We start from the raw sequence: 15,531 nt of genomic DNA on the forward strand, positions 1-15,531 counted from the left end.
GAGCGCGCCATGTTCTCAGGACTTCGGGATGATGTTCTCAACGCTGGGCGATATCTCGGGCAGGCCATGAGGTTGATGGTCGGTGTGCCCGACTATGAGACTTATGTCGCGCATATGGGTGCTACGCATCCGGATCGTGATGTTATGTCTTATGAGGAGTTTTTTCGGGAGCGGCAGGCGGCTAGGTATGCCGGTGGCGCTGGGAAGTGTTGTTAGAAGGGTTGGTTTTTCGTCTGCGACGCTGTTGGGATGCGGGCTGTTGCGATGGCTTCTGTGCAGCGGCTTCGCAGCGCGGGCGGTTTGGTTGTTCTGGGCTTTGCGCTGGCATCCGCATTATGTCTTCGTGGCGCGGCTGGTTTGGTTTGCTTGTGGTTGCGCTGGCATCCGCGCTATGCCTTCGTGCTTCATGCGTCGCCCCTGTGCGGGCATTCGCTTGGCGCCTTCGCGGCGCGGGCGTTGCTGTTGTGTGCTTGCCTCTGCGCTGGCATCCGCGATTTGCCTTCGTGCTTCACGCGTCGCCCCTGTGCGGGGCGGCACCTACTTTTCTTTGCCGCCGCAAAGAAAAGTAGGCAAAAGAAAGCGGCTAACACCGCCAGGCTCTGTTTGCCTGAGGGCCCCCAACCGGTCTTACGCTTCACACGGCAATCACGTGACCCATGTTCGTTGCCAACGCGTTTGCCTGAGGGCCCCCACAGGGTCTTACGCTTCACACGGCAACTACGTGACCCATGTCCGTTGCCAACGCTCTTGCGCTGCGCCTCACCCGCTTCATATGTCCGCGTTGCAGCACGCCTTGCCAGACAGTCCACGGCCGCCCAGGTGGCAAACTGTGTGTAGGCCCCTTGTGCTCCACACGCATCACTTCGGACCGATAGCGCATGCGTTCCACCCTATAAGAGCGCTACCCTGTACGACGCGACAACCTACACACAGTTTGCCACCTGGGCGGCGCAAACCATTCGCTGCCGCTAGCCTGAGTACGGGTATTTGACGCGGGTGAGGCATTCATTCGAAGCGTTGGCAACGAGCACCAACCAGGGCACTGCCGTGTGAAGCGTGGGGACGTTGAGGGCCCGTGGACAAGAACACGGGCTGGCGGTGTTAGCCGCTTTCTTTTGCCTACTTTTCTTTGCGGCGGCAAAGAAAAGTAGGTGCCGCCCCGCACAGGGGCGACGCTTGAAGCACGCTAACAAATCGCGGATGCCAGCGCAAAGGCAAAAACACAAAAACCGCCCGCGCCGCGAAGGCGCAAAAGCAAAAAGCAAAAACGCAAAAACCCCACCCAGCGTCGCAGACAAAAAACCCCTCAAACCACTGCCTTCGCACTCCGCCCGCGCCGCGCCGTCCCCGACGACAACCCCCTGACCAGTTCCACATACTCCTGCTCAAGAAACGGCTCCGCATGCTCAAGCAAAAACCGCCTGAACATGACACAAGTCGGCGACAACTGCTTAGAAGCGAGATGCACGATCTGCCACGTGCGCTCGACGGGCGTCCCGTTGACATCGAGCAACGCAATCTCCCCCATTCGCAATTCGAGCCCAAGCGTATGCAACGAAATAAGGCTCACCCCCATCCCGGCCATCACAGCCTGCTTGATAGTCTCATTGCTCCCAAGCGTCACACACCGAGAAGGTGTGAAAAGATGCTGCCGAAACGTATGCTCGGCCACAGCCCGCGTCCCCGATCCAGGCTCACGCAACAGAAACGTATCCCCCGCCAGTTCCTGTAAATCAAACCGCCGCGCATCGCGCAAAGGATGCGTAACGGGCGCAATGATCACATGCGGATGATAAGCAAGCGGCTCAGCCGTCGTGCCCAACTCAGGCGGCGGCCTACCCATAATCGCAAGGTCCGTCGCATTGTCCTGCAAGAGCCGCAACAACGTCTCGCGATTGCCAACAGAAAAATGCACATCCACCTTCGGATACTGCTTCGAATACTGCGCGAGCAGCTTCGGCGCGAAGTAAGTCGCCGAACTCACGATGCTGACCGTGATCGACCCGCTATCGGCCTGCGCAAGCGAAATCATCGTGTCTTCAGCATCCTTGATCTCGCCGAGAATGCGGCTCGCGTGATGCGACAGACGCTCGCCCGCTTCCGTCAGACTGAGGCGCCGAGCAATCCGCTCGAACAGCGGCATGCCGATCGCCTCCTCCAGCTGGCGTATCTGCATTGACACGGCCGGCTGCGTCAAATGCAATTCTTCCGCCGCGCGCGCGAAACTCGGCAACCGGCTAGCGATCACGAAGATCTGCAGTTGCCTGAGCGTCAGCGAGCGGATCAGGTTCATGTGGCGATTTCCATGTGCGTGACAACGGGCGGCAGGCGCCTGCCGCCACGCAACGACATCGAAAACTCAGCGGCTCGCGCGCGGTCCGGCAGGTGGCGCCGCAGGTGACGTCGGCGTGCCGTGCGCAGGCGGCGACAGCTTGCGCAGCGAACCCTCATAGCTCAACGACTCCGTCTTCAACGGATGCGCGAAATCGTCGTTGTCGCCAGGCACGTCGGTACGCAGCAACGACACGCCGCCAGGCACGCCGTCGGCGAGCACGAACGTGTAGCGCTTGCTCGTGAACTTCGGAAAGCGCTGCGCGTTCGGATCGTGCAGATACGGCTGGATCACGATCTTGCGCGCCTTCACGGGCTTGCCCTCAACCTGTATGGTCGCGTCCGTGATAGCTGGCGACGCCGCGAGCGCAAGCCGCAAGCGCTGCTGGAAATAGCGCCGCTGGCCGCCCGTCGCCTGCTCCATCCCGGCGATATCGCGCTCGAGAAAATACAGGATCACAGGGTTGCACGGCAGATTGTCCGGCAACGGCACCTTGCCGCTCGCATCGCTGACGGTGGCGTCGCTATTCGCGTTGCCCGCGCTCGCGACGAGTACACGAACCCTGTCCGTCTGCTTCTCAGGCGGCGCGGAAACGACGAGCGAATAGTCGAGCTCCGTCTGCGACGCGACGCCCTGCAAATGCGGCGTGAGAAACAGCAGCTTTTCAGCGGGTGCAATGGGCGCCGTCGCGCCACTGGCTCCACTAGCCGCATCGGCTGCGCGCGCCGTGTGCGGCGAGGTCATCGACAACACGAGCGCCGCCACCGCGGCCGCGCCACGCATCGCAAACGCACGCGCGCCTACGCGTGCGTTCGCGGCCATTGCGCCCGTCATTTCGGCGCATCCGATGCAACCGGCGCGCTCGCCAGCGGCAAGAGCGGCACTTCATAGCTGACGAGAATCTTGTCGATCGTGTCCTGATGCGTGGCGATCCACTGGTCGACCTTGTCGTGCCATGCCTTCTCGCCGTAGCGCACGCCCATCGAGATTTCATAATCGAAACGGATGCCCGGCTGCGGCGGGAACGGCACGAGTTTCACGCGATCGCTTGCCTGCTTCGCGAAGTAGCCCGCAATCGGTCCCCAGACGAACACGACGTCGACATTGCCCTGCGCCAGATCGTGCTGGATCATCTCGCCCGGAAACGCATTCGGGTCGCCGCTTTGCGCGCGATACGACACGGCCTGGTCGATCAGGTTGTTATTCAGCAGCCAGTCGACAGCGGGTGTCTGGGAGAAAATGCCGAGCTTCAACTTCTTCAGTTGATCGGGCGGCAACTTCAACAGATCGGTAGGCGTATTGATGTTCGCGAACTCGGGGCGCTTGATGAACACCATCGCGTAGGTGGAATGCAGCCACGGCCGTGTCGTCGACGTCATGTCGTAACCATGCGGCACGCCGATGATCAAATCGCATTTGAACTGATCGCTGTTGTCCACCTTGTCACGCAACGTGTGGCGCACGAAGCCCATGCGCTGCGGGAAGTACGTGTATTCGAGCTTGTAGCCGAAATCTTTGGCCATCGCGGCCGCGATCTTGTTCTCGAAGCCCTCGCCCTTGTCGTTCGACAGTGGCATGTTGTTCGGATCGGCACACACGCGCAGAACGTTGTCCGCGCCGTCATTGTTTGGCAGATTTGGCGCGGGTGCGCCTTGCGCGTAGGCGGATGGCGCTCCGACGCAGGCCCAGCACAGCGCCAGCATCGCACAGACAACATGGACGGCGGAACTTCTGCGATCGGTCATCGAGGTCTCCCGGGTTGGCGTCATGCGACGGGCGGCGTGATGCGATGCATTGCATCGCGGCACGTCACGGGCAATCGCACGACTTTATCGTCACTTCGCATCGATCGCCTGCAGATCGCCCGGCTTGATCGTACCGTCGGAGCGGCCTTTCAGGTAGGCGAAGAGGTTCTCCCAGTTCTTCTGCATCATCTGGCTCGAACTGAAATCGGGCATGCCCTTGTCGACACGTCCGCCGAACACCGTGCGATGAAACTCGTTCTTGTCGAGCGTCTTGAATGCATCGATCAGCGAAGGACCGACGAGGCCTTCCTGCTTCGCGCCGTGGCAGCGTTCGCAGGCGAGCGCGCGCCAGGTTTTCCATCCCATCAGCGTATCACTGTCGACCTTGTTGCCGTCGACCACTTTGTAAGCGACCTTCTGAACCGGGGGTGCATCCGCAGATTGTCCCCAGCTATTGGTCATGACAACAGGTAAAGCGCTCAACGCCAGTAACGCACCTGCAAGCGACAGCACAACACGGCCTTTCATGCGTTCGTCTCCCTATCATTTCGATTGAAGCTGCTTTTCGGGCATAACCGGGCAGCCGCGCGGCACATCGCTTCTGCAACGCGCCGCGGGCGCCACTTCTGTTCGGAGCCGAAGACCGCATACGGGCGTCTTCGGCTACGTCACTGCTGCTGCGAAACTCCTGCAACGCTTCAGGCCGGATCAGCCGTTCCCGCCGGGAATGGCGAAGATGAACAGCGTGCCGCCGAGCGCGGTGTACTTCGCCAGCTCGCGGTAGCCGCCCACGGCGCCCAGGCCTTCCGTCGACTTCTGCAGGCCGGCTGCCATGCCGATGCCCGCCCAGCCGCCGATACCTGAATACACGCCGACGAACTGCTTGCCCTGATACTCATACGTGAACACGTTGCCGATGATCCCCGACGGCGTCTTGAACTTCCACAGTTCCTTGCCGTCCTTGATCCGCACTGCCTTGATGTAGCCTTCCAGCGTGCCGTAGAAGGCGATGCCGCCTGCCGTCGCCAGCGCACCCGACCACACCGAGAAACGTTCCGGCTTGGACCATACGATCTTGCCCTTCGCCGCATCCCACGCGATGAAGTTACCCATCGCGCCCTTCTCGTTCGGACCGGGATACATCGACAGCGTTGCGCCCACATATGGCTGGCCGGACACGTAGTCGACATCGAACGGCTCGTAGTCCATGCAGACGTGGTTGGTCGGCACGAGGAACAGGTTCGACGATGGATCGAACGCGGCCGGTTGCTGGTCCTTCGAACCCAGCGCCGCCGGGCAGATGCCCTTTACGTTGTGATCGGGACCGGCTTTCTGCGTCGAGTACGATGCGTTGCGAATCGGCAGGCCGCTCTTCAGATCGACGCTATCCGCCCAGTTCACGGCCGGGTCGTACTTCTGCGCGACCAGCAGTTCGCCCGTCTCGCGGTTCAGCGTATAGCCGAAGCCGTTGCGGTCGAAGTGGACGATGGCGGGCGTCTTCTTGCCGTTGATCGAAATGTCGGAGAGGATCATTTCGTTGACGCCGTCATAGTCCCATTCGTCGTGCGGCGTCATCTGATAGACCCACTTCGCCTTGCCCGTATTCAGGTCGCGCGCGAAGATCGACATCGACCACTTGTTGTCGCCGGGACGCTGCGTCGGGTTCCACGTGCCCGGATTGCCCGTGCCGTAGTAGACAAGGTTCAGCTTTGGATCCCACGCATACCACCCCCACGTGGTGCCGCCGCCGAGCTTCCACTGATCGCCCTTCCAGCTCTTGATCGACGAATCCGCGCCGACGGGCTGCATCTTGCCGTCGACCCAGGTCATCGTCTGCTGCGGATCGAGCAGCATCTCGTTGTCGGGCCCGGTGCTATAGGCCTTCCACGCTTCCTTGCCCGTCTTCATGTCGTACGCGATCAGACGGCCGCGCACGCCGAACTCGCCGCCGGAGATGCCCGTCAGCACCTTGTCGCCGAATACGTGCGGCGCGTTGGTGTTGGTTTCACCCGCTTTCGGGTCGCCGTTCTGCGCGCTCCAGACCACTTCGCCCGTCTTCGCGTTGAGCGCGACGAGCTTGGTGTCGGCCTGTTGCAGGAAGATCTTGCCGTCGCCGTATGCGAGCCCGCGGTTCACGGTATCGCAGCACATCACGGAGATTACTGAGGCGTCCTGCTTCGGCTCGTATTGCCAGATGAAGGTCTGATCCTTCAGGTTGATTGCGATGACCTTGTTGGGGAACGGCGAGTGGATATACATCGTGTCGCCGATCACGAGGGGCGAACCTTCGTGACCGCGCAGCACGCCCGTCGACATCGTCCAGGCGACCTGCAGTTTGCCGACATTAGTTTCGTTGATCTGCTTGAGCGGGCTGTACCGGTGATTGGAATAATCACCTGCCTGCGCCGCCCAGTTAGATGGGTTCTTGATTAGCGAGTCCAGCTGCGGATCGGCATAAGCCAGGAACGAGTTCAGCGCCGTCGCAACCAACACCGCCAGTCCGAGAACCAGGGTGCGTACGTTCATGTCTCCTCCAGATTGGGTGATACTGGTTGAAACCGTCCAGTTACCGATGACACGCTACCGGGTCGCTCCCAGCCGCGCCGCTGGATGCAGGTAACGTCTTTGCTGCGCCGGATCCATTGCCCAGCCCATGCGTATGACGGCGGATCGCATATTCCATGCCGGTCGCTACAACACGCACTGACATGCCGCTGCACGGCTTCGCGGCGTCAACATGTTCCGCTTCGCCGCCTGCTGCGGGACATTCTGTGTCAGATACGCAAACCAACGGGCCGCGCCCGAGGCCCCATACATAGGCAAGCGGCGGCAATCGGGCTTTGCAAAGCGCACAGGGGCGCTAAGCTCTTTATATGAGCAACCATCCCGACACCAGCGGAGGTCCGTCATGGCACAAAGCGAACAGGTGTATTCCGACGAGGAAATCCAGAAGAAGCTCGAAGGCCCATTGCAGCACTGGTATCTCGAAGACGGCTGGCTGCGGCGCAAGTACCGCACGGAAAGCTGGAAAGGCACGCTGATGGTGGTCAACACCGTCGGCCATCTTGCCGAAGCGGCGTGGCATCACCCGGATCTGACGGTGTCGTATGCATTCGTCGTCGTGAAGCTGAAGACGCATTCCGCCAAGGGCATCACCGACAAGGACTTCACGCTCGCGCGCAAGATCGAAGAGGTGATCGGCTGGCAGCCGGGCAAGGAAGGCGGCCCGCTCGAAGGCACGCCCGCCGACGATCAGCGCTTCCGCTATATCAAGTACGACGCGCCGAAGAGCTGACACCGTTCGCGCGAACACGCGCGGCGGTCGTGCGAATGCGCGCCGTGTCGCGCGTGGTACGGCTCTTGCCTGACTCCGGAACCGCGCCGCTGCGGCTGTTCCGCGCTGCTTTGCGCCATTAAACGCTTCGCCCCACGGCCATACGACTCGACAAGGAAGCTCTCGCATGCGGATGTCATCCGAACGCACGTCGACACTGCCTGCCATCTCGGCGATCACCGTTGAAGCGCCCGGCCGGCTGCACATGGGCTTTCTCGATCCCAACGGATCGCTTGGACGCGCGTTCGGCAGCGTAGGCGTCGTCATCGAAGGATGCGGCACGCGCGTCACCGCGCGGCCCGCCGACGACGCGCAGATCGAAGGCGCCACCACCGACACGCAACGCGAGCGCATCGAGCGCTATCTCGCGCTGCTGCACGACGCCTATGGCGGCCCGCCCGTTTCCGTCGAAGTGGAACAGGCGGCGCGCGCGCATTGCGGCATCGGCTCGGGCACGCAGCTCGCGCTCGCGGTCGGCACCGCGTACGCGCGGCTGGTCGGCATCACGGCGACGACGGCGGAACTCGCGCAACGGCTTGGACGCGGCGCGCGCTCCGGCATCGGCGTGCTCGGTTTCGATCATGGCGGGTTGCTCGTCGATGGCGGACCCGGCCGCATGACAGCGGGCGTGCCAACGCGCGCCGCCTTGCCGCCGCTGCTTGCGCGCCAGCCGTTTCCCGACGACTGGCGCATCGTGCTGATCGACGACACCACGCGCGAAGGCCTGCACGGCGACGACGAAAAGCGCGGCCTCGCCGCGCTGCCGCCCTTCCCGCAGACACTCGCCGCGCACGTCTGCCATCAACTGCTGATGCGCGTGCTGCCGGGCATGGCGCAAGGCGACTTCGACGCGTTCGCCGCCGGCGTCAGCGAGGTTCAGCAATCGATCGGCGAATACTTCGCGCCAGTGCAAGGCGGCGTCTATTCGAGCCCCGCCGTCGCGGCGGCCTTGCAGGCCGTCGCGGCGAACCAGACAGCGGGCGTCGGGCAAAGCTCGTGGGGCCCGACGGGCTTCGCGTTCGTACAAAGCTCCCGCCACGCCGACGACGCGCTCGCGGCAGCCCGCGCGGCGACGCGCGAATTCCCCGGCATCGTGTGCTCGGTGACGCGCGGCCGCAATTGCGGCGCGCGCTTCTATGCCGTCCAGCAACCGCGCTTCGGCATCGACGCGCAATGAGCCGGATGCCCGAAATCCGCCGACCGATCGAATGCCTGCGCGCCCATCCAGGGTCGCGCAAGCCCCGCTTTTGACTACGAAAGAGCCGACGCCATGTCACAAACCACAGAAAGGCCTTACATCCTGCACATGTTCACGCCGACGCCGCAGATGAGCCCGTTCGACGTCAACATGGCCGCCGACGCCGGTTATCAGATCGTCGTGCCGTATTGCGATGTCGACGTACGCAACGTCGTGCAACTGACCCAGGACGCGATCTTTTCGCGCGGCCCGAAAGGCGTGTCGCGCACGGGCATTTTTATAGGCGGACGCGACGTGATGCTCGCCGCCGATATGCTCGACCGCGCGCGCGAGGCAATGGTGCCGCCGTTCGAAGTCTCCGTGTTTGCCGACCCAAGCGGCGCGTACACGACGTCAGGGGCGCTCGTCGCGCTGGTCGAATGTCATCTGAAGGTGCAGCACGGCGAAGAGCTGAAGGACAAGCACGTGCTGATACTCGGCGGCACGGGCGCCGTGGGCCGCGTCACGGCCGCCATCGCGGCGACGCTCGGCGCGCATGTGACCATCGCGAGCCATTCCGACGCAGCGCGCGCCGAGCGCGCGAGCCATGACGTCGACGAACGATTCGGCATCAAGACCTCGGGCGTCGGCACGGGCACGCCGCAGACGCTGCACGCCGCGCTCACGCATGCGGACATCGTGTTCGCGACGGCGGCCGCGGGCGTCCAGGTGATGAGCGCCGCCGATCTCGCGCAGGCGCCGCGCCTGCTGATCGCCGCCGACGTCAACGCCGTGCCGCCCGAGGGCATCGCGGGTGTCAACGTAATGGACGACGGCAAGCCGCTCGGCGGCGCCGTGCGGCCCGATGCAATCGGCATCGGCGCACTCGCAATCGGCAACGTGAAGTATCAGGTCGAGCATCGCCTGTTCACGCGGATGCGTACGGCGGGCAAGCCTGCGTATTTCGGCTTCACGGAAGCGTTCGACGAAGCGCGCGCGGTCGTCGCCGAGCGCAGCTAGCGCACGAACGCACGAACGAAAGCGAGGCGACGCGATGCCTTTCAGCGCATCCCGTTCCACATCGGTGCCGTTCGTCGCAGTGGCGGGCCTGTCGGCGCGCATGCTCGCGCAATCCGCCGCGCATGCCGGTTATCAGGTGGCCGCGCTCGACCTGTTCGGCGACCGCGACACGCGCCGTTACGCAAAGCTGTGGCTCGATACGGGCGGCAGCGGTTTATCGATCGATCGGGACAAGCTGCAGGCTGCGCTCGAACGCGTCGTGCGACTGCCCAAGCTGATCGGTTACGTGGTGGGCAGCGGGATCGAGCCGCACATCGGCTGGCTGCAACAGACGGCGAAACTGCCGCGCCTGATCGGCAACGACGCCGACGCGACGGCGGCCGTGCGCGATCCGAGGCGCTTTTTCTCGTTGCTCGATGAACTGCGCATCGCGCATCCCGAGGTTGCTTTCTTGCCGCCCGAGCGGCCCGAAGGCTGGCTGCACAAAGCCGCCGATGGCTGCGGCGGCACGCATATCCGCTCAGCGGAGAACGCGGATACGCGCGACGGCTACTTTCAGCGCGTACACCAAGGACTGCCGATGTCGGCGCTCTTTCTCGCGGCGCAGCATGAAGCTTTCGTGATCGGCTACGCGGAGCAGCTTTGCGTGACGAGCGGTACGCTGCCATATCTGCACGCGGGTTCGCTCGGCCCCGTCGATCTACCTGCGGGCATCGCGCGGCAGATCGATTCCGCCGTGCGCTCGATAACCGCGCGCGCGAATCTGAGCGGACTCAACAGTCTGGATTTTCTGCTCGACGGCGATTCGATCCGCGTGCTCGAAGTCAACGCGCGCCCGTCGTCGACGATGGCGCTGTACGAGCGCGCGTGGCACGACGCGTGGCCGCGTGGTTTGCTCGCCGCGCATATCGACGCGTGCCTGCATGGCCGTCTGCCGCCCGAGCGCGCGGGCGCGCCACAATGCCGCGTCGCACAACAGGTCGTGTTCGCGCCCGCTGCCTTCACGGTGACGCGCCGCTTCAGCGATGCCCTCTTCGTCGATCCCGTCTGTCACGACATTCCGAACCCGGGCACGCGCATCGAAGCCGGCCAGCCCGTCTGCACGGTGCTCGTGACGGGCCAGGTGTCTGATGGCCGCACCGCCCTGCAACGCGACCTGCAACACCAGACGCAACGACTTTTACAACGCATCGAAACCAGCAGCGAACCTTGCCATGAACTCGTCGACTCACACGGCTGACCATAACGGCAACGCGCCGCCGCCCATCGCCCGCGACGCGCCCAGCGTCAACGCGCTCGCCGCGCCGCTCGTCGCGCAACTGCTCGCGGATGCCGCGCGGCTGCGTGTCGCATCGACGCGCCACGCGTTCGGACCGACGATCGTCGACGCGGGCATCGCCGCGCCCGGCTGCGTCGAGGCAGGCGTGATGATCGCGCGCATCTGCATGGGTGGCCTCGGCCGCATCGAGACGCGCATCAGCGCCGAGCAGGAGCCGCTCTGGCCCGCGATGATCGAGGTGCATACGGCGTCGCCCGTGCTCGCCTGCCTCGGCAGCCAGTACGCGGGCTGGAGCCTTTCCGCGAGCAAGGAACAGAACAACGGCAAGAAGTTCTTTTCGCTCGGCTCGGGACCGGCGCGCGCGCTGGCCGGCAAGGAGACGCTGTTCGACGAGCTAGGCTACCGCGACGCGCACGACGCTGGCGTGCTGGTGATGGAAGTCGGCCAGCCGCCGCCGCAAGCGGTGCTTGAAAAGATCGTCGGCGACTGCGGCCTCGCGCCCGACAAGCTGACCGTGATCGTCACGCCGACGCAGTCTGTCGCCGGGACGGTGCAGATCGTCGCGCGCGTGGTCGAGGTCGCGCTGCACAAGACGCATGTGCTCGGCGTGCCGCTCGGCGAAATCGTCGAAGCGAGCGGCACGGCGCCGCTCCCGCCGCCCGCGCCCGATGGCCTCGCCGCGATGGGCCGCACCAACGACGCGATTCTCTACGGCGGTCGCGTGCATCTGACGGTGACGCGCGACGCCGTTGCGCGGCGGCTGGCGGCCGAGTTGCCGTCGTCAAATTCGCGCGACTACGGGCGGCCGTTCGCCGAAATTTTCGCGTCGTTCAATCACGATTTTTATCAGATCGACCCGTCGCTGTTTGCGCCCGCCGAGGTGTGGGTCAGCAGCCTCGAAAGCGGCGCGACCTATCGCGGCGGACGGCTCGACGGCGCGCTGCTGCATGCACTCTGGCAAGGGGAGGCGTTTACTGGAAGTGATGAACCGGCGGCGGCTGAGCCAGGCACGCCGGGCATTACCAGTCCGGGGGCGCCATGAGCGACGTATCGGCGGCAAGCGGCCTGCGCGTCGCGATCATGACGGACGAAACCGGCTGGCACACAGGACGGCTGAAGAAAGCGTTCCGCGCGCGCGGCGTCGATGCGCGCTGCGTCGATCTCGCCGCCTGCCGTATCGACACGTCTTGGTCGCCGTATGGCCTCGCCATTCCCGGCTTCGCGCGCGACCTGCCCGACGCCGTGTTCGTGCGCGGCATCGCGGGCGGCACGTTCGAGCAGGTCACGCTGCGCCTCGGCATCCTGCACGCGCTGCGCGAGTGCGGCGTGCCCGTCTACAACGACGCGCGTGCCATCGAGCGCAGCGTCGACAAATCGATGACGAGCTTCCTGCTGCATCGCGCGGGCGTGCCGACGCCACCCGCGTGGGCGACGGAATCGGCGGCCTTCGCGCAGCGCGTGCTGATGCGCGAGACGGCGGCCGCGCGCCGGGTCGTGATCAAGCCGCTGTTCGGCTCGCAGGGCAAGGGCTTGCGGCGGCTCGGCGCAAACGCGTCGAACGGCGCGTTGACGCCGCTGCCGCCGCTGCGCAGCTATCGCGAGGTCGCGTATCTGCAGCGCTTCGTCGGCAGTGCGCGCGCGCGGCCTGGCGCGTACGACTGGCGCGTGCTCGTGATCGGCTCGCGCGCGGTTGCTGCGATGCGGCGAACGGGCGGGCGCGGGTGGATTCACAACGTCGCGCGTGGCGCGCGCTGCGAGCCGGCCGAACTGGACCCGACGCTCGCGAGCCTCGCCGAGCGCGCGACGGCCGCGCTCGGGCTCGATTACGCGGGCGTCGACCTGATCCCCGACCTGTCGATGCCGGGCGAAACAGGCGCGCCGCTCGTGCTCGAAGTGAACGGTGTCGCGGCGTGGCGTGGGCTGCAATCGGTGACGACCGTCGATATCGCTGCGGCGCTGGTCGACGATCTGCTCGACCGCAAGCTCGCGGCGAGCCGTGCATCGACGCTGTTGCAACCCGCCGTGCCGCTCCATGGGCGCTAGCGATCTCCTCTCTCGCGCGCCGGACGCGTTCCTGCGCGCATGCCGGCTCGATGTCGAAACGGCGAAGCCGGGCAATGTCAGCGTCGCGAGCGCGGGACACGGGATGCAGGCCGCGCAGTTCATCGACAGCGCGGAGGCCGCCGCACCCGCGCTGTTCACGCGCGGCGCGCGCGTCGGCACGCGCATTCTCGATGCCGTGACGCGCACGCAGCAGGTCGCCGGATGCAATACGAATCTCGGCATCGTGTTGCTGGTCGCGCCGCTTGCCGCCGCGCTAGAACCCTTGGACGACACCGCGCCGCTCGACGCCGCGCGCTGGCAAGCATCCGTCGACAACGTGCTGTCGCGCCTCGACGTTGACGACGCGCGCGCCGCCTATCGCGCGATCGCGCTCGCCAATCCCGGTGGGCTGGGCGACGCGCCCGAGCAATCGGTGCATGCGCCGCCCACTGTCGATCTGCGCGGGGCCATGTCGCTGGCCGCCGAACGCGACAGCATCGCGCGTCAATACGCGAACGGCTTCGCGGACATCTTCGGCGTGGGCCTCGATGCGATCGCGCAATCGCACTGCAGCACGCCGACCGCTATCACGCTTGATGTCTTTCTCACCTTCCTCGGCGCGTGGCCCGATTCGCACATACTGCGCAAGCATGGCGTGGCGGTGGCGCAAAGTGTCACGCGCGAGGCGCGCGAACGCCACGCGCAATGGCTCGGCGCGGACACTCCCGCGCACGCCGCGCAGCTCGATGCATGGGACGCCGAACTGAAGGCGCAAGGCGTCAACCCTGGCACGAGCGCCGATCTGAGCGTCGCGACGCTGTTTGTCGCCACCTTGCTCGACCCTCTGCGCTTCGCAAGCGAGCGTGCCTGAGATCAATTGGCATGGTTCCTGTTACACGGAAACGCGGTGCGTCCCCCTCAAACAACGCGCGGTTGGTCGCCACGCGTCGCGAGTTCGTCACACGTCGACAGACCCAATTCACTGGAGGAACAGCATGGCCAAGATCAACCGCGTAATGGTAGGCGAGTCGCTTATCGGCGAGGGCAACGAAGTCGCCCACATCGATCTGATCATCGGGCCGCGAGGCTCAGCAGCCGAATCGGCTTTCTGCCACGCTCTCACCAACAACAAGGACGGCTTCACGTCGCTGCTCGCCGTCGTCGCGCCGAATCTGCTGACCAAGCCCAACACCGTGCTGTTCAACAAGGTGACCATCAAGGGCGCAAAGCAGGCCGTGCAGATGTTCGGCCCGGCGCAGCACGCGGTGGCGCTTGCCGTTGCGGATTGCGTCGAAGACGGCACGATTCCGAAGGACGAAGCCGACGACCTGTTCATCTGCGTCGGCGTCTTCATCCACTGGGAAGCCGACGACGACAAGAAGATCCAGGAGTTCAACTACAAGGCAACACGCGAGGCACTCCAGCGCGCGGTAGCGGGCGAACCAAGCGCCGCTGAAGTCGTATCGAAGAAGGCAACGGCTGCCCACCCGTTTGCGCCGAACTAGGCGCGGCGTATGCATGACACGCAGTGTCGCGCGCGCAACGCGCGGCGGGCCGCAAAGGTCCGCCGCGCGTTGCGCCGCGCGTGTTTAACCGATGGATGCAGAACCCTACGTCAAAGGCTTCCACATGACCTCACGTTGTCGCGCGCGCCTCGCTGTCGCGGCGTTCGCGTGCGTTGCAGTGCTTCCGCTTGCCGCACTGGCGGCCGATCCCGCCGGCGACAAGGCCCCCGCCAGCGGCTACGACTACCCGACACAAGGCCGTGTCGAATACGTGCTCGGCTGCATGGACGACAATGGCCACGATTTCGCCAATGTCTACAAGTGCTCGTGCGTAATCGACAGGATTGCGGCCGCCCTACCGTATGACGATTACGTCGAGCAGATGACATTCGCGAAGTACGCGACACTCGGCGGCGAAGGCGGCAATGAATTCCGCGTCGACCGGGCGCGCGCGCAAACAAAGAAGTATCGTGCGTTGCAGCAAGAGTCGTATCAGGCGTGCGGGCTCGCGAAAGCCACGCCGTCCGCGGCGAAGTAAAGCCTGCCAACCAGGCCTGCCGCGCTGACGTACACATGTCAGCCCGACGGGCCCGCGGGATACACGCGCGTCTCAGGCAAAGCGCTCGCGCTGCCGCTCGATGATCACGCCGACAGCGGCGACGTCGTCGAACTTTGCGGGTTTGCACAACTTGACGCGCACCCACTGAGCGCCGAATCTGTCGATCAACAGGCGGGCAACCTGCTCGGCCAGCGCTTCGAGCAGCTGCACCTTATGTGTCGCGAGCAGCGTGTGCAGCTCGGCGCGCACGGCAGCGTAATTGATCGTGTCGTCGATCCGGTCCGTCTCGCAGGCGCGCAGCGACGGCACGCCGATTGCAAGATCGAGTTGCACGGGCTGGGGCTCGTGCAGTTCGCCGGCGTCGATGCCGATCACCGTCTGCGCGACGAAGCCCTCGATGTACACGATATCGAGCGCGGCGGCATGCTGCGCCTGCTCCACCGGCTCCCGCGTGGGGCGCGCGCTCGACGGCAGCACGACAGTAAAATGGATGGGACTGCTTCCTGGGTTGAAACGGTCCATGTAGGGGCTCCACAT

Annotated in this window: 16 protein-coding genes; 10 read left to right on the plus strand and 6 right to left on the minus strand. The window is 64.7% G+C overall.

From position 1 onward, the window contains the following. Positions 1-9: 9 nt before the first annotated feature. Complete coding sequence (locus tag BLT65_RS05725; RefSeq protein WP_091775796.1) at positions 10-216, plus strand: YbdD/YjiX family protein; 207 nt, start codon at positions 10-12, stop codon at positions 214-216. Positions 217-1,306: 1,090 nt separating this feature from the next. On the opposite strand, the gene BLT65_RS05730 is transcribed toward BLT65_RS05725, so the two are convergent. The 5 genes from BLT65_RS05730 to BLT65_RS05750 form a co-directional block, all read right to left on the minus strand. After that, positions 1,307-2,293 (minus strand): LysR family transcriptional regulator, encoded by a 987-nt coding sequence (locus tag BLT65_RS05730; RefSeq protein ID WP_042306239.1) that lies wholly within the window; start codon positions 2,291-2,293, stop codon positions 1,307-1,309. 66 nt (positions 2,294-2,359) lie between these two features. After that, positions 2,360-3,166 (minus strand): hypothetical protein, encoded by an 807-nt coding sequence (locus BLT65_RS05735; RefSeq protein WP_091775799.1) that lies wholly within the window; start codon positions 3,164-3,166, stop codon positions 2,360-2,362. After that, positions 3,163-4,077: a substrate-binding domain-containing protein gene (locus BLT65_RS05740; RefSeq protein WP_042306241.1), complete on the minus strand. Its 915-nt coding sequence runs from the start codon at positions 4,075-4,077 to the stop codon at positions 3,163-3,165. Before BLT65_RS05740 ends, BLT65_RS05735 begins: the two co-directional genes overlap by 4 nt. A 90-nt stretch (positions 4,078-4,167) precedes the next feature. Continuing rightward, entirely contained in the window at positions 4,168-4,605 is a 438-nt protein-coding gene (locus tag BLT65_RS05745) for a c-type cytochrome (RefSeq protein WP_091775802.1), read from the minus strand. Between the two features lie 180 nt (positions 4,606-4,785). After that, the gene (locus BLT65_RS05750; RefSeq protein ID WP_091775804.1) at positions 4,786-6,603 is read right to left on the minus strand and encodes a methanol/ethanol family PQQ-dependent dehydrogenase; all 1,818 of its coding nucleotides are present in this window, start codon (positions 6,601-6,603) and stop codon (positions 4,786-4,788) included. Between the two features lie 382 nt (positions 6,604-6,985). Between BLT65_RS05750 and BLT65_RS05755 the strand changes: the two genes are divergently transcribed. The 9 genes from BLT65_RS05755 (at position 6,986) to BLT65_RS05795 (ending at position 14,973) form a co-directional block, all read left to right on the plus strand. Continuing rightward, positions 6,986-7,372: a 4a-hydroxytetrahydrobiopterin dehydratase gene (locus tag BLT65_RS05755; RefSeq protein ID WP_035995251.1), complete on the plus strand. Its 387-nt coding sequence runs from the start codon at positions 6,986-6,988 to the stop codon at positions 7,370-7,372. Between the two features lie 166 nt (positions 7,373-7,538). Continuing rightward, positions 7,539-8,588, plus strand: a complete 1,050-nt coding sequence (locus BLT65_RS05760; RefSeq protein WP_091775806.1) for a beta-ribofuranosylaminobenzene 5'-phosphate synthase family protein — start codon at positions 7,539-7,541, stop codon at positions 8,586-8,588. Positions 8,589-8,681: 93 nt separating this feature from the next. Then, positions 8,682-9,608 carry an NAD(P)-dependent methylenetetrahydromethanopterin dehydrogenase gene (locus BLT65_RS05765; protein ID WP_007742191.1) on the plus strand — a complete coding sequence of 309 codons (927 nt, stop codon included), beginning with the start codon at positions 8,682-8,684 and terminating at the stop codon, positions 9,606-9,608. Between the two features lie 34 nt (positions 9,609-9,642). Beyond that, entirely contained in the window at positions 9,643-10,848 is a 1,206-nt protein-coding gene (locus BLT65_RS05770) for an ATP-grasp domain-containing protein (RefSeq protein WP_091775809.1), read from the plus strand. Beyond that, positions 10,823-11,929 (plus strand): methenyltetrahydromethanopterin cyclohydrolase, encoded by a 1,107-nt coding sequence (gene mch, locus BLT65_RS05775; protein ID WP_091775811.1) that lies wholly within the window; start codon positions 10,823-10,825, stop codon positions 11,927-11,929. The genes BLT65_RS05770 and mch overlap by 26 nt, the downstream gene beginning before the upstream one ends. Further along, positions 11,926-12,930, plus strand: a complete 1,005-nt coding sequence (locus BLT65_RS05780) for an ATP-grasp domain-containing protein (protein ID WP_091775815.1) — start codon at positions 11,926-11,928, stop codon at positions 12,928-12,930. The genes mch and BLT65_RS05780 overlap by 4 nt, the downstream gene beginning before the upstream one ends. After that, positions 12,920-13,801: a triphosphoribosyl-dephospho-CoA synthase gene (locus BLT65_RS05785; RefSeq protein ID WP_091775818.1), complete on the plus strand. Its 882-nt coding sequence runs from the start codon at positions 12,920-12,922 to the stop codon at positions 13,799-13,801. Before BLT65_RS05780 ends, BLT65_RS05785 begins: the two co-directional genes overlap by 11 nt. Before the next feature lie 124 nt (positions 13,802-13,925). Continuing rightward, on the plus strand, positions 13,926-14,435 hold the full coding sequence (fae, locus tag BLT65_RS05790; protein ID WP_042306269.1) for a formaldehyde-activating enzyme: 510 nt from the start codon (positions 13,926-13,928) through the stop codon (positions 14,433-14,435). Positions 14,436-14,559: 124 nt separating this feature from the next. Then, a complete protein-coding gene (locus tag BLT65_RS05795) occupies positions 14,560-14,973 on the plus strand; it encodes a hypothetical protein (RefSeq protein WP_042306274.1) in 414 nt (137 codons plus the stop codon). A 72-nt stretch (positions 14,974-15,045) separates the two neighbouring features. Here the strand turns inward: BLT65_RS05795 and BLT65_RS05800 are convergent, their stop codons facing one another. After that, entirely contained in the window at positions 15,046-15,516 is a 471-nt protein-coding gene (locus BLT65_RS05800) for a dihydroneopterin aldolase (RefSeq protein WP_091775821.1), read from the minus strand. Between the last annotated feature and the right edge of the window lie 15 nt (positions 15,517-15,531).

Origin of the sequence: Paraburkholderia steynii (assembly GCF_900100565.1) — a bacterium.
GTDB lineage: Bacteria > Pseudomonadota > Gammaproteobacteria > Burkholderiales > Burkholderiaceae > Paraburkholderia > Paraburkholderia terrae.